Source organism: Lapillicoccus jejuensis (assembly GCF_006715055.1).
GTDB classification, from domain to species: Bacteria; Actinomycetota; Actinomycetes; order Actinomycetales; family Dermatophilaceae; genus Lapillicoccus; species Lapillicoccus jejuensis.
Genome location: NZ_VFMN01000001.1, coordinates 963,140 through 987,637 on the forward strand (window position 1 = coordinate 963,140; position 24,498 = coordinate 987,637).

At 76.8% G+C, this 24,498-nt stretch carries 22 protein-coding genes and 1 pseudogene; 6 read left to right on the forward strand and 17 right to left on the reverse strand.

Features of this window, described 5'->3' with window-relative positions; all coding sequences use genetic code 11:
* Positions 1–5: 5 nt before the first annotated feature.
* Together FB458_RS04620 and FB458_RS04625 are read right to left on the reverse strand one after the other, a co-directional pair.
* Positions 6–818, reverse strand: coding sequence for an isocitrate lyase/PEP mutase family protein (locus tag FB458_RS04620; RefSeq protein ID WP_141847176.1), 813 nt, complete (start codon positions 816–818; stop codon positions 6–8).
* A 10-nt stretch (positions 819–828) separates the two neighbouring features.
* Positions 829–1,767 (reverse strand): phosphotransferase, encoded by a 939-nt coding sequence (locus FB458_RS04625; protein ID WP_170185564.1) that lies wholly within the window; start codon positions 1,765–1,767, stop codon positions 829–831.
* 72 nt (positions 1,768–1,839) lie between these two features.
* Here FB458_RS04625 and FB458_RS04630 point away from each other — a divergent pair, with 72 nt between their 5' ends.
* A complete protein-coding gene (locus FB458_RS04630; RefSeq protein ID WP_141847180.1) occupies positions 1,840–2,787 on the forward strand; it encodes an aminotransferase class IV in 948 nt (315 codons plus the stop codon).
* Positions 2,784–3,512 carry a sulfotransferase-like domain-containing protein gene (locus FB458_RS04635; RefSeq protein WP_141847182.1) on the forward strand — a complete coding sequence of 243 codons (729 nt, stop codon included), beginning with the start codon at positions 2,784–2,786 and terminating at the stop codon, positions 3,510–3,512. The genes FB458_RS04630 and FB458_RS04635 overlap by 4 nt, the downstream gene beginning before the upstream one ends.
* 88 nt (positions 3,513–3,600) lie before the next feature.
* Here the strand turns inward: FB458_RS04635 and FB458_RS04640 are convergent, their stop codons facing one another.
* From FB458_RS04640 to FB458_RS04655, 4 genes are all read right to left on the reverse strand, one after another.
* Positions 3,601–5,136 carry an AAA family ATPase gene (locus tag FB458_RS04640; RefSeq protein ID WP_141847184.1) on the reverse strand — a complete coding sequence of 512 codons (1,536 nt, stop codon included), beginning with the start codon at positions 5,134–5,136 and terminating at the stop codon, positions 3,601–3,603.
* A gap of 127 nt (positions 5,137–5,263) precedes the next feature.
* A complete protein-coding gene (locus FB458_RS04645) occupies positions 5,264–6,796 on the reverse strand; it encodes a DUF7059 domain-containing protein (protein WP_141847186.1) in 1,533 nt (510 codons plus the stop codon).
* A 96-nt stretch (positions 6,797–6,892) separates the two neighbouring features.
* Complete coding sequence (locus FB458_RS04650; protein ID WP_141847188.1) at positions 6,893–9,367, reverse strand: sodium-translocating pyrophosphatase; 2,475 nt, start codon at positions 9,365–9,367, stop codon at positions 6,893–6,895.
* 132 nt (positions 9,368–9,499) lie between these two features.
* Positions 9,500–9,838 carry an STAS domain-containing protein gene (locus tag FB458_RS04655; protein WP_141847190.1) on the reverse strand — a complete coding sequence of 113 codons (339 nt, stop codon included), beginning with the start codon at positions 9,836–9,838 and terminating at the stop codon, positions 9,500–9,502.
* Positions 9,839–9,933: 95 nt separating this feature from the next.
* Here FB458_RS04655 and FB458_RS04660 point away from each other — a divergent pair, with 95 nt between their 5' ends.
* Together FB458_RS04660 and FB458_RS04665 are read left to right on the forward strand one after the other, a co-directional pair.
* Positions 9,934–12,288: a DEAD/DEAH box helicase gene (locus tag FB458_RS04660; protein ID WP_141847192.1), complete on the forward strand. Its 2,355-nt coding sequence runs from the start codon at positions 9,934–9,936 to the stop codon at positions 12,286–12,288.
* A 133-nt stretch (positions 12,289–12,421) separates the two neighbouring features.
* The gene (locus FB458_RS04665; protein WP_141847194.1) at positions 12,422–12,805 is read left to right on the forward strand and encodes a hypothetical protein; all 384 of its coding nucleotides are present in this window, start codon (positions 12,422–12,424) and stop codon (positions 12,803–12,805) included.
* A 26-nt stretch (positions 12,806–12,831) separates the two neighbouring features.
* On the opposite strand, the pseudogene FB458_RS22235 reads toward FB458_RS04665, so the two are convergent.
* From FB458_RS22235 to FB458_RS22025, 3 genes and pseudogenes are all read right to left on the reverse strand, one after another.
* Positions 12,832–13,332, reverse strand: a pseudogene (locus FB458_RS22235) (Rv3654c family TadE-like protein); the annotation flags it as partial.
* The gene (locus FB458_RS21780; RefSeq protein ID WP_141847196.1) at positions 13,266–13,622 is read right to left on the reverse strand and encodes a TadE family type IV pilus minor pilin; all 357 of its coding nucleotides are present in this window, start codon (positions 13,620–13,622) and stop codon (positions 13,266–13,268) included. The pseudogene FB458_RS22235 and the gene FB458_RS21780, both read right to left, overlap by 67 nt.
* Position 13,623: 1 nt before the next feature.
* On the reverse strand, positions 13,624–13,854 hold the full coding sequence (locus tag FB458_RS22025; protein WP_141847198.1) for a DUF4244 domain-containing protein: 231 nt from the start codon (positions 13,852–13,854) through the stop codon (positions 13,624–13,626).
* Positions 13,855–14,137: 283 nt separating this feature from the next.
* Between FB458_RS22025 and FB458_RS04685 the strand changes: the two genes are divergently transcribed.
* A complete protein-coding gene (locus FB458_RS04685; RefSeq protein WP_141847200.1) occupies positions 14,138–14,575 on the forward strand; it encodes a PaaI family thioesterase in 438 nt (145 codons plus the stop codon).
* Between the two features lie 4 nt (positions 14,576–14,579).
* On the opposite strand, the gene FB458_RS04690 is transcribed toward FB458_RS04685, so the two are convergent.
* The 8 genes from FB458_RS04690 to FB458_RS04725 form a co-directional block, all read right to left on the reverse strand.
* Positions 14,580–16,241, reverse strand: a complete 1,662-nt coding sequence (locus FB458_RS04690; RefSeq protein WP_141847202.1) for a hypothetical protein — start codon at positions 16,239–16,241, stop codon at positions 14,580–14,582.
* A gap of 163 nt (positions 16,242–16,404) precedes the next feature.
* Positions 16,405–17,112, reverse strand: a complete 708-nt coding sequence (locus FB458_RS04695) for a response regulator transcription factor (RefSeq protein WP_246061068.1) — start codon at positions 17,110–17,112, stop codon at positions 16,405–16,407.
* Complete coding sequence (locus FB458_RS04700; RefSeq protein ID WP_141847204.1) at positions 17,109–18,419, reverse strand: sensor histidine kinase; 1,311 nt, start codon at positions 18,417–18,419, stop codon at positions 17,109–17,111. Before FB458_RS04700 ends, FB458_RS04695 begins: the two co-directional genes overlap by 4 nt.
* 251 nt (positions 18,420–18,670) lie before the next feature.
* The gene (locus FB458_RS04705) at positions 18,671–19,084 is read right to left on the reverse strand and encodes a type II secretion system F family protein (RefSeq protein WP_141847206.1); all 414 of its coding nucleotides are present in this window, start codon (positions 19,082–19,084) and stop codon (positions 18,671–18,673) included.
* Positions 19,085–19,296: 212 nt separating this feature from the next.
* Positions 19,297–20,004 (reverse strand): type II secretion system F family protein, encoded by a 708-nt coding sequence (locus tag FB458_RS04710; RefSeq protein WP_141847208.1) that lies wholly within the window; start codon positions 20,002–20,004, stop codon positions 19,297–19,299.
* On the reverse strand, positions 20,001–21,167 hold the full coding sequence (locus FB458_RS04715; protein ID WP_141847210.1) for a TadA family conjugal transfer-associated ATPase: 1,167 nt from the start codon (positions 21,165–21,167) through the stop codon (positions 20,001–20,003). The genes FB458_RS04710 and FB458_RS04715 overlap by 4 nt, the downstream gene beginning before the upstream one ends.
* Positions 21,167–21,973, reverse strand: coding sequence for a CpaE-like family protein (locus FB458_RS04720; RefSeq protein WP_141847212.1), 807 nt, complete (start codon positions 21,971–21,973; stop codon positions 21,167–21,169). Before FB458_RS04720 ends, FB458_RS04715 begins: the two co-directional genes overlap by 1 nt.
* A 426-nt stretch (positions 21,974–22,399) precedes the next feature.
* Positions 22,400–23,248 carry a Fic family protein gene (locus FB458_RS04725; RefSeq protein WP_141847214.1) on the reverse strand — a complete coding sequence of 283 codons (849 nt, stop codon included), beginning with the start codon at positions 23,246–23,248 and terminating at the stop codon, positions 22,400–22,402.
* 54 nt (positions 23,249–23,302) lie between these two features.
* On the opposite strand from FB458_RS04725, the gene FB458_RS04730 reads away from it, so the two are divergent.
* Positions 23,303–24,481 (forward strand): sensor histidine kinase, encoded by a 1,179-nt coding sequence (locus tag FB458_RS04730; protein WP_211355927.1) that lies wholly within the window; start codon positions 23,303–23,305, stop codon positions 24,479–24,481.
* Positions 24,482–24,498 lie beyond the last annotated feature (17 nt).

Below are 24,498 nucleotides of genomic sequence, written 5' to 3' on the forward strand. Positions count from 1 at the left end.
GTTTGTCACGAGTCCGCGAACGCGCGCCCACCCTCGGCCCGGCCGGTGGCCGCCTCCTGCCAGAAGCCGTAGGTCCCCTGCTCCAGCAGCTCGCGAGCGGCCCCGACGAGGCCACCCATCGCCGCCCAGTAGAGCCCGGAACCGGTCGAGACGCGGGCGACGCCGGACGCCGCGAGCTCGGCCACCGCCGGCGTGCCGGGCAGGGCGATGACGTTGAGCCGTGCGCCGGTGGGGGCGACGGCCCCGGCGAGGGTGCGGACCGCCGAGGCGGACTGGTGGCCCGGCGCGTAGACGACCGGGGCGCCCGCCTCGGCGAAGGCGACGAGGCGCCGTACGGCGTCGTCGAGGTCGGTGGAACCGTGGAAGCCGGCGTCCGCGCGGGCGGTGAGGACGACCCCCGTACGGCGTGCCGTGGCGGCCGCCGCGGCGACCCGCTCGACCGCGTGCTCGAGCGGGTAGGGCTGCTCGCGCACGGGGTCCCAGTCCTCGACCGAGCAGCCGGCGAGCCCCGCCTGCGCGGCGAGGGCGACGGTGGCGGCGACGCCGTCGGGGTCGTCGGCGTAGCCGTTCTCGAGGTCGGCCGAGACCGGGACGGGCACGGCCGCCGCCACCGCGGCGGCGTGGGCGAGGGCCTCGTCCCGGCCGACCTGGCCGTCAGGACGCCCACCCGCGCCGGCGAGCCCCGCGCTCGTGGTCCCGAGGGCCCGGGCGCCGAGGCCGACGAGCAGCCGCGCCGAGCCGAGGTCCCACGGGTTGGGCAGGAGCAGCGGCCGGCCGGGGACGTGGAGGGCGAGGAAGTCGTCGGGTGCCGTGGTCACCCACCGGACGCTAGCCCCGGTCGGCGAGGATCCGTCCGAGCGTGCGGGTCATGACGTCGGCCAGCGGGTGGCCGCGCGGGGTGTAGTAGGCGATGGCGCCGAGGGCCTGCTCGAGGGCGTTGAGCCGCGCCCGCTCCCAGGTCGCGTCGTCCGCACCGACGAGCTCGCGGAAGCGCGGGCGCGCCGACGGGGCGACGACGGCCCAGGCGGGGACGAGGTCGAGCGCCGGGTCGGCCGCGCTGAGATAACCCCAGTCGATGACGGCGCTGAGCCGCCCGTCCCGGACCAGGAGGTTGCCCGGGATGAGGTCTCCGTGGCTGAGGACGGGCGGGTGCCGCGCGTCGTCGTACGGCGCCGCGTCGGTCACGGCCGTCGCCGCGGCGACCACCTCGCGGACCGCGGCCGCGTCGACCGAGGGCGGCAGCGGGCCCTCGGCCCCGCCCAGCCACAGGTGGATGCGCTCCAGCACACCCTCGAGCGGGCCGCCGCGCCGGCCGTGGCCTCGGCGCCGTACGCCGTCCGTGGGCAGCGACCGCAGCGCGGTCACCACGCCGGCGAGGTCGCGGGCCAGCCGGTCCGCGCTGGGCGGCTCCTCGAGGACGGCGCGCGCCGCCCACGCGTCCTCGCCCTCGAGCCAGTGCAGGACGGCCCAGGCGAACGGGTACGACGGCCCGGGTCGCCCGAGGTGGACCAGCCCGGGGACGGCCACCGGGAGCCGGCCGTCGACCCGCCGCAGGTGACCGACCTCCTCGCGCAGGCTGTCGGCCGCCCGGTCGGTGCGCGGGACCCGGACGAGCAGGTCGTCGCCGAGCCGGCGGACGGCATGGTCGGTACCGGTGTCCCCCACCGGGATGAGCGCGCGGTCGGCCCAGGCGGGGGTCTGCGCGCGCAGCAGCGCCCGGACGACGGGCTCGTCCGTGTCGACCTCGTCGTCGTGGATGCGCGGCACGGGGCGACACCCTGCCAGCGGCGGGCGGGACGGGCCAGCCGGTTTCCGGCCGCGCCGTCTAGGGTCGGCGCCATGGCGCACGGGACCCACGACCACGGCAACGACCCCCGCAACGACGACATCCTCATCTGGGTCAACGGCGAGCTGAAGCCGCGGGCGCAGGCGGTCGTCTCCGTCTTCGACTCCGGCTTCGTCCTCGGCGACGGCGTGTGGGAGGGGCTGCGGGTCCACCACGGGCACCCGGCCTTCCTCGAGACCCATCTGGACCGCCTCTGGCAGGGCGCGCAGGCGATCATGATGGACCTGCGGACGACCCGGGAGGAGCTGACCCGCGCGCTCTACGAGACCCTCGCGGCCAACGACATGCACGACGGCGTGCACATCCGGCTCATGGTCACCCGCGGGGTGAAGTCGACGCCCTACCAGGACCCGCGGGTCACCGTCGGGCCGCCGACCGTCGTCATCATCGCCGAGCACAAGGAGCCGATGCCGAGCACGGTGACCGACGGAATCACGCTCTTCACGACGCACGTGCGGCGCGCGACCCCGGACACGCTCGACCCGAAGCTCAACGCGCACAGCAAGCTCAACGACATCCAGGCGTGCATCCAGGCCTACACCGCCGGGGCCGACGAGGCGCTCATGCTCGACCCGCAGGGCTTCGTCGCGACGTGCAACTCGACGCACTTCTTCATCGTCACCCCGGACGGTGAGGTGTGGACGTCGGACGGGCGCTTCTGCCTCGGCGGGATCACTCGCGGCAACGTGCTCGACGTCTGCCGGAACAACGACATCCCTTCCCGGGAGACGACCTTCAGCCTCACCGACGTCTACTCGGCGAGCGAGGCCTTCGTCACGGGGACCTTCGCCGGGGTGGTGCCGGTGCGCACGGTCGACGGTCGCACGATCGGCACCGGTGCGCGTGGCCCGGTCGTCGAGCGGCTGCAGCGGCTCTACGCCGAGCACGTCGAGGCCGACGTCGCGGGCCGCACCGTCCCGGCGGGGGTGGGGGCGTCGTGACCGTCCGGGTCGCCATGTGGAGCGGGCCTCGGAACATCTCGACGGCGATGATGCGGGCCTGGGAGAACCGGCCCGACACCATCGTCGTCGACGAGCCGTTCTACGCGGCGTACCTGGCCCGCACCGGGCTCGACCACCCGGCCCGCGACGAGGTGATCGCCTCCCAGCCGACCGACGTCGGCGCGGTCGTGGGGGGCCTGCGCGCGCCGCTGCCGCCGGGTCGGACGGTGCACTACGCCAAGCACATGACCCACCACCTGGCCCCGGACCAGGACCTGACCTGGGTGGGCGACTTCCGCAACGTGCTGCTGGTCCGCGACCCTTCGGAGGTCGTGTCGTCGTACGTGAGATCCCGGGAAGCCTGTGAGCCGGAGGACATCGGGCTGCTGCAGCAGGTGACGCTGCTCGACGTGCTCGAGGCCGTCGGCCAGGAGCCGCCGGTGCTCGACGCGGCCGACGTCCTGCGCGACCCGGAAGGTCACCTGCGGTGGCTGTGCGACTGGCTCGGGATCCCGTTCACCGACCGGATGCTCGCCTGGCCCGCGGGGCCGCGCGACTCCGACGGGGTCTGGGCCCCGCACTGGTACGACGCCGTGTGGGCCTCGACCGGCTTCGCGCCGTACCGGCCGCGCGAGGTCGACCTCGACCCGCACGACGCCGCCGTCGCTCGGGCGTGCCGGCCGGCGTACGAGCGGCTGCACGGGCGGCGGCTGCGCCTGACCTGACGACCCCGGACGTCCTCTTGCTCCGGATGTGCCCGAAACAGCTGCTGCAGGTGCGGATTCGGGCACATCCGGAGCAAGGAGTCGCCCGTCAGTGCGGCCGGGGAACCAGCGGGGAGTAGGCGAACCACCCGCCGCCGGGGCCGCCCTGGCCGGCGTCGGGACCCGGCCCACCGGGGCCGCCGTCCGGTCCCCCGGCGCCGAGCAGGCTGCGGGTGAGCGCCTGGCCGTCGGACATCAGCTCCGCGGCGGCCGCGACCAGGTGGCCGTCGCCCGGCTCCTCGCCGCGGGTCGCGGCGTGCAGGACGGCGCGGCGCACGAGCTCCTTGGCGAACGAGGCCGTCGTCCCCGCGGTGGTCGCGGCGACGCCCGCCATCGCCTCCTCGCCGAACATCCCGTGCGCGTAGAGACCCAGCAGCCGGCGTCGACCCTCCTCGTCGGGCAGCGGGATCTCGGCGGCGAGGTCGACCCGGCCGGGGCGCTGGCTGAGGGCGCGCTCGAGGTCGGCGACGCGGTTCGTGGTGAGGACGAAGGTGACGTCGGCGTCGCCGTCGAGGCCGTCGAGCGCGTCGAGGACCTCGAACAGCAGCGGCTGGGCGCCGTGCCCGAAGGAGCGGTCCTCCGCGACGAGGTCGACGTCCTCGAGGACGACGAGCGCCGGCTGGTGCGCGCGGGCGATCCGGGTCGCGAACGACACGAGCCGCAGCGACATCCCCGCCAGCAGCACCGCCGTCGTCCCCGGGCTCGCCCCCAGCAGGTAGCGCACCGTGTGCGTCTTGCCGGTGCCGGGCGGCCCGTAGAGCAGGACGCCGCGCTTGAGGTGCTGGCCGTGGGCGAGCAGGACGTCGCGGTGCGCCGCGGCGCCGAGGACGTGCTCGTCGAGCCGCTGGAGAAGGCCCTCGGGCAGGACGACCTGGTCGGGCGTCAGCCGGGGCCGCTCGAGGAAGGTCACGCCGGCCAGCTCGTTGCCGTAGGGGTCGCCGGAGAACGAGACGACCTGCCCGCCGAAGACGCTGTGCTCGTCCATGAGCGAGCGCAGCTCGGCGACGAAGGCCTCGGCCCGGTCGCGGCTCGTCGCGACGACCTCGACGGCCCCGGACGGCCGGCCGTACTGCGGCGCCGCCGACTGCTGGCGCACCGCCACCGGCGCGCCGTCGTGCTGCACCAGCCACAGCCCGAGCGACACGACGTGACGACGATCCTCCGGACCCGGCCCGGTGGCCCGGTCGACGAAGTCCGGCTGGGCGACGAGGCCCAGCCCGAACCCGCCCTGGTGCCGGGCCGCCTGGATCTGGTCGCCGAACGTCATGTGGTGGCGCTGCTGCCCGCCGCCGAAGCCGACCAGCCGGTGGCCGGGGTCCCGCTCCGCGATGACCGACATGGCCAGGTCGGCGTCGACCAGGCGGTACTCCGGCACGTCCTCGTGGACGACCGGCAGCTCGTCGGGCCGCTGCCCCAGGTGCGCCTCGAGCAGGTCGAGCAGCCGCTCGCCCGGACCGTCCGCCTCGTCGTCGGGCTCGTGGACGAGCTGGCGCACGAGGCGCTTGAGCGCCTGCCGCAGCTCCTCGTCCTGCCCGCTCGCACCGGTCACGTGCGCGTCGCCGTACGGCGTCTCCCCCGAGCCCATGCCGCGACGCTACCGCCCGGCAAGGCGCGGTGGACGAGGAGAGCCAGGACGACTTCTTGCTCCGGATGTGCCCGGATGTGCCGCTCCGGCGCCGGATCCAGGCACATCCGGAGCAAGGAGTCGTCCCTCAGCCGGGGAGGAGGAGGCCGTCGGAGACGAGGTCGCGCAGGACGGGCAGGGCGGCCTCGACGGTCGCGTCGGTGTCGCGCTCGAGCAGCGCGGCGATGGCGACCAGCGCCGCGCGGGCGGTCAGGTCGCCGTCGCAGACCGACAGCAGCCCGGCGGTCACCGTGTCGAGGCGGACGGTCCGGCGCAGGCCCCCGCCCTGCCGGACGAGGACGACCGTCGGGTCCTGCTCGCCGAACCGGGCGTGGCTCTCCTGGGTGACGTCCTCGGCCACCCGCCAGGCGGTGTCGAGCAGCCCCGCGTCACCGAGCTCGGCGAGCCGGGTCCGCGCCCGCAGACCGGCGTCGACGGTGCCCCCGAGGGTCCGGGCCACCGGGCCCGGCACCTCGACGAGGTCGTGCCACGGTGCCCGCTCGGTCGCCGGGCGCTGGACGGTGACGACGCCGAAGCCGATCCGCTCGACGTCGCGGGCGGCGAAGTCCTCCAGCCAGGCCGCGTAGAGCTCCTCGAAGCCGGCCACCCCCGGTCGGGCCCCACCGTCGCGGGCCCAGAGCTCGGCGTACTCGGCGGGGTCCTGCTCCTCGCGCTGGACCACCCAGGCGTCGAGCCCGGTCCCCTCCAGCCACTCCTGCCAGCGCTCGCGCCACGAGCCGCCGGGGCGGACCTCCCAGTTGCCGAGCAGCTGCGCGACCCCACCGGGCTCCAAGTGGGCCGCGACTCCGCGCACGAGCGCCTCGACGACGCCGTCGCCGACGAGCCCGCCGTCGCGGTACTCGTACAGCGGGACCCCGTCACGGCGTGGGGTGATGACGAACGGCGGGTTGCTCACGACGAGGTCGAAGCGCTCCCCCGCCACGGGGTCGAAGAGGCTGCCCTGGCGCAGCTCGAGGCGGTCGGCGCCGAGCCCGGCGAGGGCGGCGTTGAAGCGGGCGTAGCCCAGCGCCCGCGCGCTGAGGTCGGTGGCCACGACGTGCCCCGCGTGGGCGCCCAGGTGCAGCGACTGGACCCCGCAGCCGGTGCCGAGGTCGAGGGCGCGGGCGGCGGGGCGCCGGATCGTCCACTGGGCGAGCGTCGTCGAGGCGCCGCCGATGCCGAGGACGTGGTCGGGACGCAGCGGGGCGCCGGTCGACAGCTCGGACAGGTCGGAGGCGACCCACCACTCGTGCGCCTCGTCGCCGTACGGGCGCAGGTCGCACGTCGCGCGCACCTCGTCGCCGCTCGCCTCGGCCAGCCCCAGCGCCCGCAGGCCGTCGGTGCGGACGGAGGGCAGCGCCGCGTCGAGGGCAGCGCGCGTGGCCGGGTGGCCGAGGGCGAAGAGCCGCACGAGCGTCGCCGCCGGCTCGTCCGAGGCCCTGGTCGCCAGGTCGGCGGGCAGCGGCTGGTCGCGGTGCAGGGCGGCCGACGCGACCGGTCCCAGCAGGGCCGCCACCCCGTCGACGGTGTACGACGCCCCCTCGAGGTCGGCCCGCAGCGCGGCCACCAGGTCGGGCGCCTCCTGCGGGTCGACGGGCACACCGGACGACGGGACGGGCATGGCGCCAACCCTACGCACGACGGCGCCCGCGCCTCCCGGGTGGGAGGCGCGGGCGCCGGGGTCGTGCGGGGGTCGTGCGGGGGTCGCGCGAGCGGGTCAGACCCGGGGACCGACGTCCTCGCGGACGCCCTCGTGCTCGCCCGCCAGCGGGTCGTGCGCGCCGGCCGGGTCGACCGACGGCTGCTCGAAGTCGGCCGGCTCCTCGTCCTCGTCGCCGCCCACCGCGATGTCGCGCGACTTCGAGACGGCCACGGCCGCGACGAGGATGACGAGCGCGACGAGGGCGATGCCGTAGCGGACGACGGGCTTGGCTCCGTCGCCGATCGACAGGGTGACGATGGCCGGGGCGATGAGCACCGACACGAGGTTCATCACCTTGATGAGCGGGTTGATGGCCGGCCCGGCGGTGTCCTTGAAGGGATCGCCGACGGTGTCGCCGATGACCGCGGCCGCGTGGGCGTCGGAGCCCTTGCCGCCGTGGTGGCCGTCCTCGACGATCTTCTTCGCGTTGTCCCACGAGCCGCCCGAGTTGGCCAGGAAGACGGCCATGAGCGCGCCCGTGCCGATGGCCCCACCGAGGAAGCCGGCGAGCGAGCCGATCCCCAGGCCGAAGCCGACGACGATCGGGGTCAGTGCGGCGAGCAGGCCGGGGGTGGCGAGCTCGCGGAGCGAGTCGCGGGTGCAGATGTCGACGACGCGGCCGTACTCCGGCTTCTCCGTGTAGTCCATGATCCCGGGGTGCTCGCGGAACTGGCGGCGCACCTCGAAGACGATGGCGCCGGCGGCGCGGGTCACCGCGTTGATGGCCAGGCCGGAGAAGAGGAAGACGACGGCCGCCCCGATGATGAGGCCGACGAGGACGCTCGGCGTCGAGATCTGCAGGTCGACGAGCCGCGACAGCTGGTCGGTGAAGGTCGTGTACTGCGCCTGCGCCGTCTGCTGGGTCAGCTGCCCGGCCTGGATGGCGGCGTTCAGCGCGTTCTGCTTCGCGGTCACGATCGGCTGGACCGCGTTCTGCCAGGCGTCGGTGAACGAGCCGAACAGGGCCGTCGCGGCGAGCACCGCGGTGGCGATGGCGATGCCCTTGGTGATGGCCTTCGTCGTGTTACCGACGGCGTCGAGGTCGGTGAGGATCTGCGCGCCCTCGCCGTCGACGTCACCGGACATCTCGGCGATGCCCTGCGCGTTGTCCGAGACCGGGCCGAAGGTGTCCATCGCGACGATGACGCCGACGGTGGTCAGCAGTCCGGTGCCCGCGACGGCGATGAAGAACAGCGACAGGGTGACGATGCCGGCGCCGAGCAGGTAGGCGCCGTAGACGGCCGCGCCGATGATGACCGCGGTGTAGACGGCCGACTCGAAGCCGACGCCGATGCCCGACAGGACGACGGTCGCGGCCCCGGTGCGGGTCGTGCGGGCGACGTCCATCGTGGGGCGCTTGTCCGTGCCGGTGAAGTAGCCGGTCAGCCAGAGGATGACGCCGGCCAGGACGATGCCCAGCAGGACCGCCAGCGAGGCGCGGATGCGCAGCCCGTCCACGGCGGCCTGGGCCACCTGGCCGGTGGCCGAGTCGCCCTTGGCCGCCAGCGACGCCGGCAGGTAGAGGAACACGGCGGCGACCGACAGGATCGCCGCGATGCCGGCCGAGATGTAGAAGCCGTTGTTGATCGCGGTCAGCGCGTTCTGACCGGGCCGCACTCGCGTGATGAAGACGCCGATGATCGCGGTCACGGCGCCGATGGCCGGGATGAGCAGCGGGAACACCAGGCCCTGGTCGCCGAGGGCGGCGGAGCCGAGGATGAGCGCGGCGACGAGCATGACGGCGTACGACTCGAAGAGGTCGGCGGCCATGCCGGCGCAGTCACCGACGTTGTCGCCGACGTTGTCGGCGATCGTCGCGGCGTTGCGCGGGTCGTCCTCGGGGATGCCCGCCTCGACCTTGCCGACGAGGTCGGCGCCGACGTCGGCGGCCTTGGTGAAGATGCCACCGCCGACGCGCATGAACATCGCCAGCAGCGCGGCCCCGAAGCCGAAGCCCTCGAGGACCTTGGGGGCGTCGCCCTTGTAGAGGAGCACGACGACGGCGGCGCCGAGCAGACCGAGGCCGACGGTGGCCATGCCCACGGTGCCGCCGGTGCGGAAGGCGATCTTCATGCCGGTGTCGCGGTCACCGAGGCGGGCCGCCGCGGCGACGCGGGTGTTGGCCTTGACCGCGAGCGACATGCCGAGGTAGCCGATGGCGGCCGAGAACAGCGCACCGACGACGAAGAAGACCGAGCGGCCGACCTTGATCCCGAGGGTGTCGGCCGGCAGCAGGAAGAGCAGGCCGAAGACGATGACGACGAACCACGACAGCGTCGAGAACTGGCGGCGCAGGTAGGCCTGCGCGCCCTCCTCGACGGCGCCACCGATGCTGCGCATGTTCTCGGTGCCCTGGTCGAAGGCCAGCACCTGACGTCGGAACATGAGTCCGAAGACCAGGGAGACCACGGCGATGGCGAGGACGACGTAGACCAGGGTGAGGTCCTTGCCGCCCAGCGCCACGGTGGCGGTAGGGGCGATCAGGGGCATGCGAAACGTCCTCCTCGAGGTGCGAGACCACCTCGGGGGGCGCGTTGGCTCGGCCGAGTCGAGGTGTCAGGTCGCGGGTGACGTTACCTGTGCGTCACCACGCGGCCCCATCAAATCAGATGGTGACCGACATCACTCGTCGGTGACGGCCTCGTCGACGGAGCGGTGGATCTCGAAGACCTTGTCGAGGCCGGTGATGGCGAAGACCTTGAGCACCCGGTCGTTGGCGCTGACCAGCGACATCGTGCCGCCGACGCCGCGGATGACCTTGAGGCGCCCGACGAGCACGCCGAGACCGGTCGAGTCCATGAAGGTGACCCCGCCGAGGTCGACGACGAGGTGGTGGTGGCCCCGCTCGATCTCCGCGTCGAGACGCTCGCGCAGCGCGGGCACCGTGTAGACGTCGATCTCCCCCGCGACATGGACAACCGTCCGGGCGTCGCGCTGCGACGTCGTGATGTCGAGATCCATGGTGGTGGTGAGTCCTTCGCCCTTCGCGCACGCCCTACCCCGTGCGGCTCCCGGAACCCTACTCGGTGACGGTGGGGCGACGTACGGTGATCGCGATGACCCGCCCCACCTCGTCCGTCCCCGGCGCAGGACCGTCCCGGTCCCCGCAGGAGCTGCTGACCCGTCTGGCGGGGGAGGGCGACCCCGACCGCATCACGCACGTACGACGCCGCCCGGCCCGCCCCGGGAGCACCGCCCCGCTGCCCGGGTGGGTGCACCCGGCGCTGGTCGGGGCCCTCGCGGGCGAGGGGGTCGACCGGCTGTGGACCCACCAGCTCGAGGCCGCGGAGGCCGCGCGCGGCGGGGAGCACGTCGTGCTGTCCACCGGCACCGCCTCGGGCAAGTCGCTGGGCTACCTGCTGCCCGCCCTCACCGAGGTGCTCGACGGCACCACCGCCCCGACCGGACGGGGCGCGACGGCGCTCTACCTCGCCCCGACCAAGGCGCTGGCCCACGACCAGCTGTCCCGCATCGAGCGGTGGGCCCTGCCGGGGCTGCGAGCCGTCGCCGTCGACGGCGACACCCCGCCGGAGGAGCGGCGCTGGGTGCGCGACCACGGCGCGTACGTCCTGACCAACCCGGACCTGCTGCACCACACGCTGCTGCCGGGCCACGAGCACTGGGCGTCCTTCCTGCGGGCGCTGCGCTACGTCGTCGTCGACGAGTGCCACGTCTACCGCGGGGTCTTCGGGGCGCACCTGGCCCACGTGCTGCGCCGCCTGCGCCGGGTCGCCGCCCGCTACCGCTCGAGCCCCACGTTCGTCCTCGCCTCGGCCACCGTGGCCGAGCCGGGCCGGCACGCGGGGCGGCTGGTCGGCTCGGCCGTGCGCGAGGTGACCGCGGACGGGTCGCCGCGGGGCGCGGCGACGTACGCCCTGTGGGAGCCGGGCGGTGGGCGCAGCGCCGTCGCCGAGGCGGCGGACCTGCTGGCCGGTCTCGTCGGCGAGGGGGTGCAGACGGTGGCCTTCGCCCGCTCCCTCGGCGGGGTCGAGGCCCTCGCGACGGCGGCGCGGGACCGGCTGCGCACCGCCGACCGCGACGGTTCCCCGCTCACCGACCGGGTCGCCGCGTACCGCGGGGGCTACCTGCCCGAGGAGCGGCGCGAGATCGAGCAGGACCTGCGCAGCGGGCGGCTGCGCGGGCTGGCCGCGACGACCGCCCTCGAGCTGGGGGTCGACGTCAGCGGGCTCGACGCCGTCGTGCTCGCGGGCTGGCCGGGCACCCGCACCTCCTTCTGGCAGCAGACCGGCCGCGCCGGCCGCGGCGGCGAGGAGTCCCTCGCCGTCCTCGTCGCCGGCGACGACCCCCTCGACGCCTACCTCGTGCACCACCCGGAGGCGGTGCTCGACGCCCCGGTCGAGGCCGCCGTCGTCGACCCCGACAACCCCTTCGTGCTCGGCCCCCACCTCGCCGCCGCCGCCCGCGAGCTGCCCGTGACCGAGGCGGACGAGAGCTGGTTCGGGCCGGCCACCCCGCGGGTCCTCGACGACCTCGTCGCCGACGGCACCCTGCGGCGGCGACCCACCGGCTGGTACCCCCCGCAGGTCGGTCCCGACGGCGCCGCGGTGTCGCTGCGCGGCACCGGCAGCCCCGTCCGCATCGTCGAGGCCCGCTCGGGACGGGTCATGGGGACCGTCGACCCGGTCCGGGCGCTCACCCTCGTGCACACGGGCGCGGTCTACCAGCACCGCGGGCGCACGTACGTCGTCACCGCGCTCGACCTCGACGACCTCGTCGCCCTCGTCGTGCCCGGGGACCCCGGCTGGACGACGCGCGCCCGGGTGGCCAGCGCCGTCGAGCTCGGCGACCGCCAGGACCGGCGCGAGCGCGGTCCGGTGACCTGGGGTGCGGGCCCCGTCGAGGTCCGGACCCGGGTCACCTCCTTCGTGCGGGTCCTGTCCACCGGCGAGGTGCTCGGGGAGCACCCGCTGGACCTGCCCGAGCGCCGGCTGCCGACCACGGCGGTGTGGTGGTCGTGCGACGAGGCGGAGCTGGACCGCCGCGGGGTGGCCGCGGCGCGGCTGCCCGGGACCGTCCACGCGGCCGAGCACCTCGCCACGGCCCTGCTGCCGCTCGTCGCCACCTGCGACCGCTGGGACGTCGGGGCGACGTCGGCGGCCCGCCACCCGGACACCGGGCGGCCCACCGTGCTCGTCCACGACGCGCAGCCCGGCGGGGCGGGCTTCGCCCGACGCGGGTTCGAGGCCGGCCCGGCCTGGCTGGGGGCTGCACGGGACGTCGTCGCGCGGTGCCTGTGCGAGCAGGGCTGCCCGTCCTGCGTGCAGTCCCCCTCCTGCGCCGGGGGGAACGACCCCCTGGACCGCCACGGGGCCCAGGTGCTCCTCGAGGTGACGGTCCGGGCCCTCGGCGACCCGGCACCGCTGCCTCGTCGCGACGTCGACCGGGTTTGAGGCACCCGCCCCGCGGGGCACCTTCCCCGCGGGCTCCGCGTCGGGCAGGGAGGACGACGGGTCCGGCAGGACCGTCCGACCGGGCGCCGACCTCTCGTCACCCGGGGGACGGCTCGACGAGAGAGGTGTCGCCATGTTCGCCATCGGGGTCATCCTGTTCATCCTCGGCGTCGGCGGTGGGGTGCTGCTGGGCCTGCTCGTCTCGCAGTCCACGCAGAGCGTCGAGATCAGCGCCGCCGGCGTGTCGGTCGGCCTGCTCCCGGTGACCCTCGTCGTCGCGGGCGCCGCCGCCGTCGTCCTCGCGTGGCTCGGCACCCGGCTCGCCGGCGCCGGATTCCGACGCCGCCGCGCGCAGCGCCACGAGCTGCGCCGCAGCCGCGAGGAGGTCGAGCGACTGCGCTCGACCCAGCGCGACACGCCGACCACGGCCGGCCACGCCCCCACCGGCCACACCCCCACCGGCCACACCGCCGGGACGAGCGCCAGCGCGCCAACGGACGGCCGCGTCCGCCCCTGACGGTCCGCGCCCGCCGGTCCCGCGCGGGCACGCGCCCGGGCCGGCCCCCAGCGCGACCCCGCGCCCGGGACCGCCACCTCCACCTGCACCCCGACCCGCCCGGACCCGGGGTCGGCGCGGCACGCCGTCATCCGCGCCGCGTCCTCCCGGGCCACGGCGTCAGCCGTCGCGCAGGCCGTGCCCGGGGAGGCGCCGCGGACCAGCGCCGCGGCCGCCGCCAGGGCGGAGGCGTCGGCCGCCGCCCGCGCCCGGTGCGTCGCCGCGACGACGGCCGCGAGCACCAGCCCGGCGACCGCGACGCCGACGAGAGCCAGGACGACGCCGACGACGAGGACCGAGCCGGCCCCGCGCTCCCGCCCTCGACGCGCGCGCCGGGGCCACGGAGCGCGCCCGGACCACCAGGACGCCCGGGACCACCTCGACCACCCGGGCCCCCGGCGCCGCCCCCAACCGGTGCCCGTCACGGGGCACCCGCGACGACGTCCTCGCGGGCCGCCACCGACGTCGACCCCACCGTCCACGACCACCCCAGCAGCGGCAGGTTGCGTCGCGCCGAGACCCGCACCGTGACGAGGTCGGCACCGACCGCGGGGGCGACGGCGGCGCCGTGCGGGCCGAGCGAGCGGGCCAGACCGACGGCCCGGCCGGTCGGCTCGCCCCTGGCCAGCGACCGCGCCGCGGCGGACGACGCGTCGACGCAGCGCACCTGGTCGGCCCCCACCGACAGCGCACCCAGCAGCACCGCGAGGACGAGGACGACGGCGGGCAGCGCGACGGCGAGCTCGGCGGTGACCATGCCGCCGTCGCGCCGCGCCACCTCAGCCGACCACGGACAGCGCCGACGTGATGACGGCTGTGAGGGCCGACTTCACCGCCCCCGACCGCACGATCGCGAGGAGGACGGCGGCGAAGGCGCAGGCGGCGAGGGTGCCGACCGCGTACTCCGCCGTCGTCATCCCCGCGTCGAGCCGCCGCCTCGTCGTACGGACCGGACCCGACCCCCACCCCCACACAGACCTCGACCTCGACCTCGACACGGACCTGGACATGCTGGCTCCCTTCGACCACCGGCCCTCGGCGGTCGCCGGGGCCCTGCTCGATCCTGGGCCGGAGCGTCCCGGCCGGGCACGGGTGCGGACGTGACCCTGTGGACGACGCTCGGGGACCGGGGGTTGTGGACGACGCCGCCGTCCGGCGCCCACCGGCCGGTGTCCCGCCCGCCGGTGTCCCGGGTCCGGTCGGCGCCCGCCTAGGCTGACGCCGGACCGGCCCGCCGGCACCGCCCGCACGCGGGGACCGGTCGGGCCGCCGTACGCCAGGAGGAGAGCAGCGATGGACGCACCCGAGGACCCCCGGAGCGACGGGCTGCTCGCCGGGCTGACGGGCGCGGGCGCCGTCGGCACCTTCGCCGAGGCCCTGGGGCTGCGGTTCACGCAGGTCTCACCGGACGTCGTGACCGCCACCTGGGAGGCCGGACCGTCGCTGCACCAGCCGTTCGGCATCGTGCACGGCGGCGTGCACTGCACGGTCGTCGAGACCCTCGGGTCGATCGCCTCCGCGCTGTGGTTCGGCGAGCGCGGGCACGTCGTCGGCGTGTCCAACCAGACCGACTTCTACCGCGCGGTGTCCGAGGGGCCGCTCGTCTCGACGGCCACGCCGTTGCACCGTGGGCGCAGCCAGCAGGTGTGGGTGGTCGAGACCCGCGACGAGCAGGACCGGCTCGTCGCCCGCGGCCAGCTGCGGACCCAGAACCTGCCGTCGACGACCTGACCGGTCAGGAGGCCGAGCGCTCCCCCGGCCCGCGCAGGCCGAGGCCGGCGGCGCCGCCCCGCTCGGGCCGCACGTGCGGGGGCAGCTCGAGCCACCAGCGCAGCCCGGGCCGCCAGTCGCTCGCGCCGCGCCGGCGGGCGAGGGTGTCGAGGCGCCCGAGGAGGTCGAAGCGCCCGGCCATGCCCAGCAGGTAGAGGAACCCCCGGCCGGGGTCGCCGCCGGTCGCCGCCCCCGTGGCCGGGTCCTCGAGGAGCCGGACCGCGGCGGCGTACGTCGCCTCGGCGAGCGCGCCGTCGTAGGCGACGACCGACGGGCCGGTCGGTGCGCCCGCCTCGGTGCGGTGCCGCACGTTGGCGACCGCCGCGGCCGCCGTCTGCGTGGTGACGGGGTCGAGCGAGCCGTCGGTCGCCACCGAGAGCAGGAAGGGCACGTCCTCCGGCTGCGCGAGCCAGGACAGCCGGGCCAGGGCGTCGTCGCTGCGGACGACGTCGTGGGCGGCGACGTGCTCGCGCAGCTCGTCCGCGTAGGCGAGCCCCACGGCGCGCCCCTGCGGCAGCAGGTGCAGCACCTCGAGCGCGAGACCGCGGGCCTCGAGGTGGGCGGCGCCCGTCGCCGTGCGCACGAGGTCCTGCAGCGGCGGGGCCCACCGCGACCGGGGGCCGTAGAGCTCGGTGAGCCGCGTCTCGACCCGCCGCCCCGCCTCGCTCAGCTCCTCCGCGGTCATCGCCTTCCCCTCGCCGACGATGCGGGCGATGCGCCGTCGCGACTGCGACTGCAGCGCGGACACGATGAGGGTGCGCGTCGGCGGGTCGATGGCGTCCAGGAGCGCGGCGGCGGTGCGGTGCGTGCGCACCGACCGCTCACCGTCGCGCAGCAGCTCCAGCGCCCGCGTGCCCGCCCGCACGACCAGCGGCCGTGCGAGCCGGCCGTGCCGGGCCAGGGTCGTGAGGATGTAGAGCGTGGTCCAGGCGACGCTCTCGCGCACCTCCGGCCGCTCGAGGTGGCGCACGAGCACCTCCGCGGCCCCGGGGTCGTCGGAGTACTGCACTTGACCGACGAGCTCGAAGATCTGCGTGGTGGGGTCGGCCAGCGCCTCGTCGGCGAGCCGGGTGAGGACCGGACCGCTGCGGGGGTGCCCGGCCAGCCGCGCCGCCGCCTCGGCCCGGAAGCTGTACTCCAGCCCGCAGGTGACCGACGACTCGAGCGTCACCCGGGACAGCAGCGCCTTCCAGTCCTCCCCCCGCAGCAGCACCTCGGGGTGCGCGGCGAGGGTGGCCGACAGCACGTCCCACTCGCGACCCGTCATCCGCTCAGGGGCCAGGGCCCGCTCGACGAGGGAGAGGACGTCCTGCGGCCAGGTGGCGCGGTCCGGTCGCGCCACGACCGGCTGGACGCGCAGCGGGTCGCGGCGTCGGGCCATGAAGTCGGCCGCGAGGGTGAGCTGGCCCGCGGGGAGGCCCAGCGTGCGCTCGTAGCGCCGGACGACGGCGTACCCGGCGGGGGTGTGCCCGGACTCCCAGCGCCCGACCTGCGAGCGGTGGACGGGCTCGTCGGGCCCGCCGCGGGCGAACCCGGCGGCGGAGCGCAGGGTCGCGCTCGCCGCGTGCTCGCGGGCGTTGGCCAGCAGCCAGCCCAGGTCGGCGGGGTCGAGCTCGGGGGTCGTCATGGGCGCCGTCCTCCTCGCGGCACGCAGAGCCGGTGGGGGGCGGTCGCACTCTCCGGTTGCCACCACGCGACCGCCCCCCACCGGGGGCCCTGTCCCCGAACGAGGGCCCCGTGCCCCCATGCAAGTCGATCGCTGCGCCGGGCGGTACCCGGAAATCCCGGGGTCACCGACGCCGCCGCGGCGACTCGTCGGGGTCCAGGACGTCGCCCTCGCCGACCCCGAGGTGCCGCTCGAGGTCGGCGGGCGAGTGCTCGCGCAGGTAGTCGGCGAACAGGCGGGTCACCTCGGCCATGTAGTCCTCCGCGGTCGACGGGGCGATGTGCAGGCGGCTGCCGATCCCCTTGAAGGACTCGCCGCGGGCGCGGGCCCGCAGGACCTGCAGCTTGCGGCCGGTCACCGGGGCCAGCGCCCCGCGCCGCGCGGCCAGCTCGAGCACGCCGGCCACCGCGGGCGTGACGCTGACGCCGCCGCGGGCGACGGTGCGGACCGCGTCGACGACCCACTCGACCGGGTCGCTCTTGTGGGCCACGCCGCTGGCCCCCGCGGCCAGGCACCCGGCCAGGACCATCCGGCGCCGGTCCTCCGTGTACACGAGGACCTTGGCGCCGGTGGCTGCGACCTCGCGCACCCCGCGGGCACCCTGGGCACTCACCCCCGGCCCGGGGTGCAGCCGCAGGTCGAGCAGGACGACGTCGACGTCGGGTCGCGCGGCGAGCAGCTCCTCGACGCTGGGGTACGACGCGACGACGTCCACCTCGGGCTGCAGCAGCCGGGCCCCGTCGCGGATGAACGGCGAGTCGTCGACGAGCGCGACGCGCGGCACCGGTCCCGCCGTCGGCGCGAGCGGGCGCACGTGGTCAGCGGTCGTCATCGTCGGCCTTTCTCGGCGCTCCCGGCCCCATCGGGCGGCCGTACGGCGCCCTGGAGGCGGACGAGGGTGCCCTCCCCCGGCGCGGAGTCGACCGTGACGTGCAGCCCGGCCCGCTCGGCGGCACCCACGACCTGACGGGCCAGACCGAAGCCGCGCGGCGTCGTCGCCGGGTCGAACCCGACGCCGTCGTCGCGCACGGTGACCTCCCAGGAGGTGCCGGCGTCGTCGACGTCGGCGTGGACGACCACGGAGCGGGCGTCCGCGTGGGCGCGGACGTTGTGCAGCAGGGTGGTGACGGCGCCGGCGACGGCGTCGGCCTGCTCCGCGGAGAGCGGGGTGCGGGTGGCCAGCTCGACGGTCACCGTGAGCGGCAGGTCCCCGAACGGCTCGGCCGACTCGCGGACGACGTCGGCCAGCGTGCCGTCGGGGATGGGGTCCCAGCCGGCCGGCCCGGCGAGGAAGCCGACGATCTCGTTGGCGGCCCCCCGGCTCTGGCGGCGCAGCGCCGCGTCGTCGACGCGGTCGGCGAGGACGGCGAGCAGTGCCGCGTGGTCGTGCAGCAGCCGCCGCGCCCGGTCGCGCTCCTCCTCGGCGGCGATCTGTGCGGCCGAGCGGACCGTCGTGTCCGCCGCGGCGCCGAGCCGGCGCAGGAACCCAACTAGAGCGGACAGCAGAACAGCGAAACCGACGATGCCGCCGGCGTTGACACCGACCGTCCACGGCTTGGGCCGGGTGATGAGGCCGCTCTGGCTGGACACGACGTAGACGACGGTGAGCACGACCGCCCACCCGAGCGTCTCGGTGCGCGGCAGCAGGATCGCCATGAGGACGACCGCGGTGAGCGCGAAGGGGTACCCCCACGCGGTGGACGACCCGATCAGCTGGTTGGGACCGACGACCACCGGCATGAGGACGAGGACCACGGCGGCGCCGACGAGGTCGGCGCGCGACACCCAGCACCGCCTGGACGCCGGCCCCGTGCGAACCCCGAAGAGCACGGCGACCGACAGGACGACGGTGGCGAGGTAGACGACCGTCGCGAGCGGGGGGTCGGAGAAGGTCCGGGAGTTGAACGCGACGATGACGCCGGCCTGGAGGAGCACGACGAGGCGCAGCCCGGCCGCGGCCCGCATCAGCCCGACCTCGACCCCGTGCACCGTCGTCGTCAGCGGGGTCGCGATGGGCGCGACGGCGCGCAGCAGCGCCCGCCCCAGCGAGGCCAGCGGCGCGACCGCCCGACGCAGCAGCGACCCGGCGGACCTCGCCATCCAGGAGGACGAGGGGGAGGAGGACGACGAGGAGGACATCGAGGAGGCCACGGTCAGACCGCCCGCTCGTCGCTCCGAGGACGCGGCCCCACCACGTCCCGACTGCCCTGTCGTGGCACCCGTCCCACCTCCTGCGCCCGTCGCTCCCGAACCCGGCAGGGGGCCGACGGGCCCGTCCCCCCGGGCGAAGTCTGCCGTGCCCGGAGGGCGGTTGCCCCTCTCCGCGAAAGGTTGCATCCGCAACGTCCGGCTGCAACACGTGCAGGTGAGCGGGTTGCGGGCCTCGGCCGTCACCCCAGGACGCGTCCCGCGAGGGCGAGCACGACGGGCACCAGCGTCGTGAGGACGAACGCGGGGAGGAAGACCAGACCGAGGGGGGCGACGAGCCGGACCCCGGCGCGCGCGGCGGCGACCTCGACGGCGGCGGCCTCCGCGGCCCGCAGGTCGCGGGCCGCCCGCAGCAGGGGCGGCCCCGGAGCCGTCCCGGCCCGCGCCGCCACCGCCAGCACCGTCGCGACCCGGGCCCACGCCGGGTCGGCCGCCGTCCACGCGGGGTACGGCGCCACGCCCCACCGCAGCGCCGCCGCCACGGCCCGCAGCTGGACCGCGACCGGACCGGGGTCGTCGTCGTGGACGGCGGCCACCGCCTCGACCGCCTCGGTCACCCCGCACCCCGACCGCAGCGCGACCGCGAGCAGCACCATGACCCCCGACACCTCGGACGTCGTCGGGGAGCGCCGACGCCGTGCAGACCGCCGCCCCGCCCGTCCCGGTCCCCGCGGCCCGACACCTCGTCCCCCTTGCCTCGCCGACGCCCCCCGACGGCCGGGGAGCACGAGGACGGCCACGGCGAGGACCAGCCCCACGACCGGGCCCAGCGCGCCGCCCGGGACCGCGTCGGCGACCTCGACCGGCGTCACCCGGCCCCCGCCGGCCGCGGTCGGGTGACGGCTCGCAGGAGGGCCCGGCACCACACGTGCCCCAGCACGACGAGACCGGCCCCGACGAAGGCCAGGGGGCCACCGACCCCGCCCCACAGCTCGTCCGGTCGCAACCCCAGGGCGAGCGACAGCGGCGGGCCCGCGACGGGCAGGAGGGTGAGCAGGTGGGCCGTCGCCCGCGGCCCGGCGACCGCGGTCGCCACCCGACGGCGCCGGTCGGCCCCGGCCCGCACCGACTCGGCGGCGTCCTCGACCCCGTCGGCCAACGGCGAGCCCAGCCGCTCGCCCAGGCGCCAGACCCGGGAGACGACCCGGGCGGCGTCCGAACCGACCCGGGCTGCCCACTCCCCCCACACCGGGCCCAGGGGGTCCCCGGCCGATCCGGCCGCACGCAGCGCCGCCCCCAGCGCGGTGCCGCCGCCCGGACCGTCGAGGGCCGCGATCACCGGGAGCCCCGCCCGCAGCGCCGGGCCGAGCAGCTCGAGCAGGACGAGCAGCTCCGCGTCGGCCGCGGCCCGGCGGCGCTCCCCCGCCCCGAGCATCGGTACCGGGCGGCGCAGCCCCGGCCGCGGCGCCGCGGTGCCGCCCCCGGTCGCGGAGGCGGACCCTCGCGAGGGCGGGCCCACCGGCGCCGGGCGGCCGGGCCAGAGCAGCACCGCGAGCGCCAGGAGCAGCCCGGTCACGGCAGACCCCCGGCGGGGCCGATCAGCGCCGACAGCCGGGCCCACCCCGGACCGGTGGCGCACTCGCGCCCGTCCCAGGTCAGGGCGTCGCGCACGACCGGCTCACCCCCGGGAGCCGGAGCCCGCTCGAGCACGGCGACGCTCTCCAGCCGCCGCACGCCCGCTCCCGACCCGCGGCGCAGGTGCAGCACGACCTGGACTGCGCTGACCAGCTGCGCGTGGACGGCGGGAACGGGCAGACCGGCCAGTGCCCCCAGGGCCTCCACCCGGGCGACGACGTCGGCGGCGGTGTTGGCGTGCACCGTCCCACAGCCGCCGTCGTGACCGGTGTTGAGGGCGGCGAGCAGCTCGCTGATCTCCGCCCCCCGGACCTCCCCGACGACGAGCCGGTCGGGCCGCATCCGCAGCGCCTGGCGCACGAGGGTGCGCAGCGGCACCTCCCCGACGCCCTCGACGTTGGGGCGCCGCGCCTCGAGCCGGACGACGTGCGGGTGCCGCACCGCGAGCTCGCGGACGTCCTCGACGAGGACGAGCCGCTCGCGGGGGCCCGCGCAGGACAGCAGCGCCGCGAGCAGCGTCGTCTTGCCCGCGCCCGTGCCACCGGTGACGAGGAAGGCGACCCGACGGTCGACGAGCGCCCGCAGCGGCCCGCGCCAGGCCGCGGGCACGGTGCCGAGGTCGACCAGGTCGTCGAGGTCGAGCCCGCCTCGCGCCGGGACTCGCAGCGACAGGTGCACGCCCCCCTCCGCGAGCGGCGGGAGGATGGCGTGCAGCCGGACCCCGGAGGGCAGCAGCCCGTCGACGTACGGCGACGCGTCGTCGAGGCGGCGGCCCGCCTGGCCCGCCAGCCGCACCGCGAGCCGCCGGCGCGCCTCGCCGTCGCCGAGGTCGACCGGCGCCCGCTCCAGGCCGCGGCCGGCGTCGACCCACACGGCGCCGTCACCGTTGACGACGACGTCCGTCACGCCCGGTCGCTCGAGCAGCTCCTCGAGGGCGCCCGCGCCGAGCAGCCGGGCCCGCAGGCCGCCGCCCAGCTCGGCGGCCCCGTCCCGGCCGAGCCGGGCCACCTGCCCCCCGCTGAGCGCGTCGATCGCGACCGGGTCCGGCGCCCGCCCCGCCCGGATCCGGTCCCACACCCCCGGGGTGAGCGACGGGTCCGTCATCACGCCACCGCCGGGTGGTCGAACGGGATCGGCAGGAGACGCAGCAGGAGGACGTCGGCGGTCGCCGCCAGCGGGCCGCGGCTCGTCCCGGGCGGCACGCCGTGCAGCAGGTCGCGGGGCAGCGACCGGTCGTCGGGCAGCACGGCGGCCACGGGGAGCGCGAAGTGCTCGGCGAGCAGGACGACGAGGTCGTCGCGCTGCCGGTCGTCGACCCCGCGCAGGACGACCTGGGGCGGGGGACCGACGGGGTGCGCGGTCCGGTGGGCCGTCAGCGCGCAGACCCCGGCGACCCCCGGCCGGACGAGCAGCAGCTGCTCGTCGAGCTCGACCTCGAGCGACGGGACGGCCCCGGCGACCCGGCCGGGGCGGTCGAGGACCAGCAGGTCGACCACGCCCGCGAGGGCCGTGACCACCTCCAGCGAGACCTCCGGCCCGGGACCCGCCGACCGCGGGTCGTGCGCGAGCACCGGCAGGTCGCCGCGGACCTGCGCCCGCGGCAGCGCCGCCAGCAGGGCGGGGCCGTCCGCCCGCCCTGCGAGCCGTCCCAGGTCGGGCCAGCGCAGCCCGCGCTCCTGCTCGGCACCGACGACGACGTCGAGCCCGCCACCCCACGGGTCGAGGTCGACCAGGCAGGCGGTGCGGCCGGCGAGCCGCGCCCGCACCGCGATCGCCGCGGCCAGCGCGCTCGCCCCCGCCCCGCCCGACGTCCCCGTCACGGCGACGACCCGGCCCCGGCGCGCGGGCGGGTCGCCCGGCCCGGGCGGCGGGGTCACGGCGGGGTCGGACGGGGCGTGGAGCAGCGGCATCGCCCCAGGCTGCTCCGCGGCCCCCGGCCGCCGCCGCGCCGGCGGACGGCCCCTGTGGACGACCCCGCGGACCCACCCCCTGTGGACGACCGGCGCGTCCCACGCGCGTCCCACGCGCGACCGACGCGCGACCGACGCGCGACCGACGCCGGACATGGGTGTGGCGGCACCCCGGGGGGTGCCGCCACGACCGCGTCGCCCTGCGGGTGACCAAGCGTGCACTTCACTGGTGTCGCTCCGGGCGTACCCGGTGGTGGACGGTCCGACGTGGACTGGCCGCGCGTGGGTGCCCGAGGGTCTCGCGGTGGTCTTCTCCTCGACCGAGGTCGAGACCTCAGTTGTACTCCTCCGCGCCCCCAGGAGCCAGTCTTGACAACGGCTTGCGCGCGGAGGACATTGCCGCCGCGCTCCCCGGGGTCGGTCCGCTCAGGACAGCCGGCCGACCCGCACCGCGTCGGCGACCCGGGCCCCCTCGGCCGCCCCGGCGGTCACCGCGTCGGCGGACGCGACCAGCCACAGCGCGACCCCCTCCGGGCGCCCGGTCGCGTAGGCGGCCAACGCGCCCACGTACGCCGCCGCGCCGGCCTGCTCGTGCCCGGCCTCCGGCACCGAGACCCCCGTGGGGTCGAGCCCGCGGGAGACGACGACGATCCGCTCGAGCGCCCGCGCCACCAGCCCGTTCCCGCGCACGAACGGCCGCGCGGTCGCCACCTCGGCGTGGGCCAGGGCGGCGAGCACCGTCACCGGTCCGGTCCAGCCGCCGGTGAGCAGCGCGGCGAGGCCGTCGAGGCGGCGCCGTACGGCGTCGGAGGAGGGGGGCTCCCCCACGTCGACGAGCTCGGCGCACGTCTCCCCCGCCGACCGCGGCCGACCGACCTGGTCGGCCGGGAGCAGGTCGGCGGCGGCCGCGACGTGCAGCCGCGCCAGCACCTGCAGGGGCGCGGTCGTCACCAGCCCGGCGAGGTGCTCGGTCTCGGAGGTCACCCGCACGGCGGCGCGGACGACGGCCTCGACCGGGTCCGGCTCCGCCGGCCACGGCACGGCACCCCGGGCCCGGTCGCGCACGAGCCCGAGCGGCGAGGTCGCCCCGTCCACCGCGGCGCTGGCCCACGCCCCGCGCACCCGCGACTCGGCGGCCGCCTCGGGGATGCGCCGGCGCAGGCCCTCGTGGAAGCGCAGCGCGGTGCACGCGTCGCGGGACCGCTGCGCGGCCTCGGCGACCCCGGGCAGGCCCACGAGGGCGTCGAGCGCCCGGTGGCTCGGCGCGTCGCTCACGGGCCCCAGCCTAGGGTCCGCCCCGCCGGCCCCACCCGCCCGTACGCTGCGCGCGTGACCCTCGTCGCCGTCGCGGTCGTCGTCACGGTCGTCGTGCTGCTCGGCGTCGGGGCGGTGGCCCTGCTGCGCCGGCGCCGGTTCGTCGACGAGGTGGACCGGGCGACGTACGAGACCCTGCACACGGCGAGCGTCGCGGCGCGGCACCTGCGCGGGGGCCTGACCCCGGACGCGGCCGCCCGTGCGGCCCGGCAGCTGCGGCCGATGCTCGGCTCGCGCGCGATCGCCCTCACCGACCCCGCCGCGGTCCTCGCCTGGGACGGCACGGGCTCGCACCACCGCGGCCAGGTCGTCGCCCTCGCCGCGGGGGTCCTCGCCGGTGGCGCGACGACCGTCCTCGGCGAGGAGGACCTCGCCTGCGGCGACCCCGACTGCCCCATCCGCTCCGGCGTCGTCGCGCCCGTGACGGCCGACGAGCGGGTGGTGGGGGCGCTGGCGGCGTACGGGCCGTCGGTCTCCCCGGGCCTGGTCCGTGCGACCGAGGAGCTGGCCGGCTGGATCTCCACCCAGGTCGAGCTGTCCGAGCTGGAGCGGCAGCGCAGCCGGCTCATGGAGGCCGAGCTGCGGGCGCTGCGGGCGCAGATCTCGCCGCACTTCGTCTACAACTGCCTCAGCGCCATCGGCTCGTTCGTGCGCACCGACCCCGACCGGGCCCGCGAACTGGTCCTCGAGTTCGCCGACTTCACCCGCTACGCGTTCCGGCGCGGCGGCGCCTACACGACGCTGCGCGACGAGCTGCGCAACATCGAGCGCTACCTCGTCCTCGAGCAGGCGCGCTTCGGCGAGCGGCTCGTCGTCCAGCTGACCATCGCCCCCGAGGTGCTGCCGGTCGCGGTGCCCTTCCTGTCGGTGCAGCCGTTGGTGGAGAACGCCGTCCGGCACGGGCTGGAGCGCAAGCCCGGCGTCGGGCACGTGACGATCACCGCCGCCGACACCGGCCAGGAGGCCGAGATCACCATCGAGGACGACGGCGTCGGCAGCGACCCCGACGCCATCCGCGCGGTCCTCGCCGGCGAGTCCGAGGCCGACTCCGTCGGGCTGGGCAACGTCGACGCGCGGCTGCGGCAGGCGTACGGCGACCGCTACGGCCTCGTCGTCGAGACCGCCCCCGGCGCCGGGACCCGCGTCGTCTTCCGCGTCCCCAAGTTCGCGCCGGGAGTCCACGCGCAGCCGTGAGCGAGCCCTACCCTGTG

What these genes read in the sequence shown, in the direction of transcription:
- FB458_RS04720 (WP_141847212.1), bottom strand. Translation starts at nt 21,973, where the DNA reads ATGCCGCTGCTCCACGCCCCGTCCGACCCCGCCGTGACCCCGCCGCCC.
- FB458_RS04650 (WP_141847188.1), bottom strand. Translation starts at nt 9,367, where the DNA reads ATGCCCCTGATCGCCCCTACCGCCACCGTGGCGCTGGGCGGCAAGGAC.
- FB458_RS04715 (WP_141847210.1), bottom strand. Translation starts at nt 21,167, where the DNA reads ATGACGGACCCGTCGCTCACCCCGGGGGTGTGGGACCGGATCCGGGCG.
- FB458_RS04655 (WP_141847190.1), bottom strand. Translation starts at nt 9,838, where the DNA reads ATGGATCTCGACATCACGACGTCGCAGCGCGACGCCCGGACGGTTGTC.
- FB458_RS04640 (WP_141847184.1), bottom strand. Translation starts at nt 5,136, where the DNA reads ATGGGCTCGGGGGAGACGCCGTACGGCGACGCGCACGTGACCGGTGCG.
- FB458_RS04660 (WP_141847192.1), top strand. Translation starts at nt 9,934, where the DNA reads ATGACCCGCCCCACCTCGTCCGTCCCCGGCGCAGGACCGTCCCGGTCC.
- FB458_RS04665 (WP_141847194.1), top strand. Translation starts at nt 12,422, where the DNA reads ATGTTCGCCATCGGGGTCATCCTGTTCATCCTCGGCGTCGGCGGTGGG.
- FB458_RS04630 (WP_141847180.1), top strand. Translation starts at nt 1,840, where the DNA reads ATGGCGCACGGGACCCACGACCACGGCAACGACCCCCGCAACGACGAC.
- FB458_RS22025 (WP_141847198.1), bottom strand. Translation starts at nt 13,854, where the DNA reads ATGTCCAGGTCCGTGTCGAGGTCGAGGTCGAGGTCTGTGTGGGGGTGG.
- FB458_RS04645 (WP_141847186.1), bottom strand. Translation starts at nt 6,796, where the DNA reads ATGCCCGTCCCGTCGTCCGGTGTGCCCGTCGACCCGCAGGAGGCGCCC.
- FB458_RS04700 (WP_141847204.1), bottom strand. Translation starts at nt 18,419, where the DNA reads ATGTCCTCCTCGTCGTCCTCCTCCCCCTCGTCCTCCTGGATGGCGAGG.
- FB458_RS04695 (WP_246061068.1), bottom strand. Translation starts at nt 17,112, where the DNA reads ATGACGACCGCTGACCACGTGCGCCCGCTCGCGCCGACGGCGGGACCG.
- FB458_RS04705 (WP_141847206.1), bottom strand. Translation starts at nt 19,084, where the DNA reads ATGGTGCTGCTCGCGGTCGCGCTGCGGTCGGGGTGCGGGGTGACCGAG.
- FB458_RS04690 (WP_141847202.1), bottom strand. Translation starts at nt 16,241, where the DNA reads ATGACGACCCCCGAGCTCGACCCCGCCGACCTGGGCTGGCTGCTGGCC.
- FB458_RS04685 (WP_141847200.1), top strand. Translation starts at nt 14,138, where the DNA reads ATGGACGCACCCGAGGACCCCCGGAGCGACGGGCTGCTCGCCGGGCTG.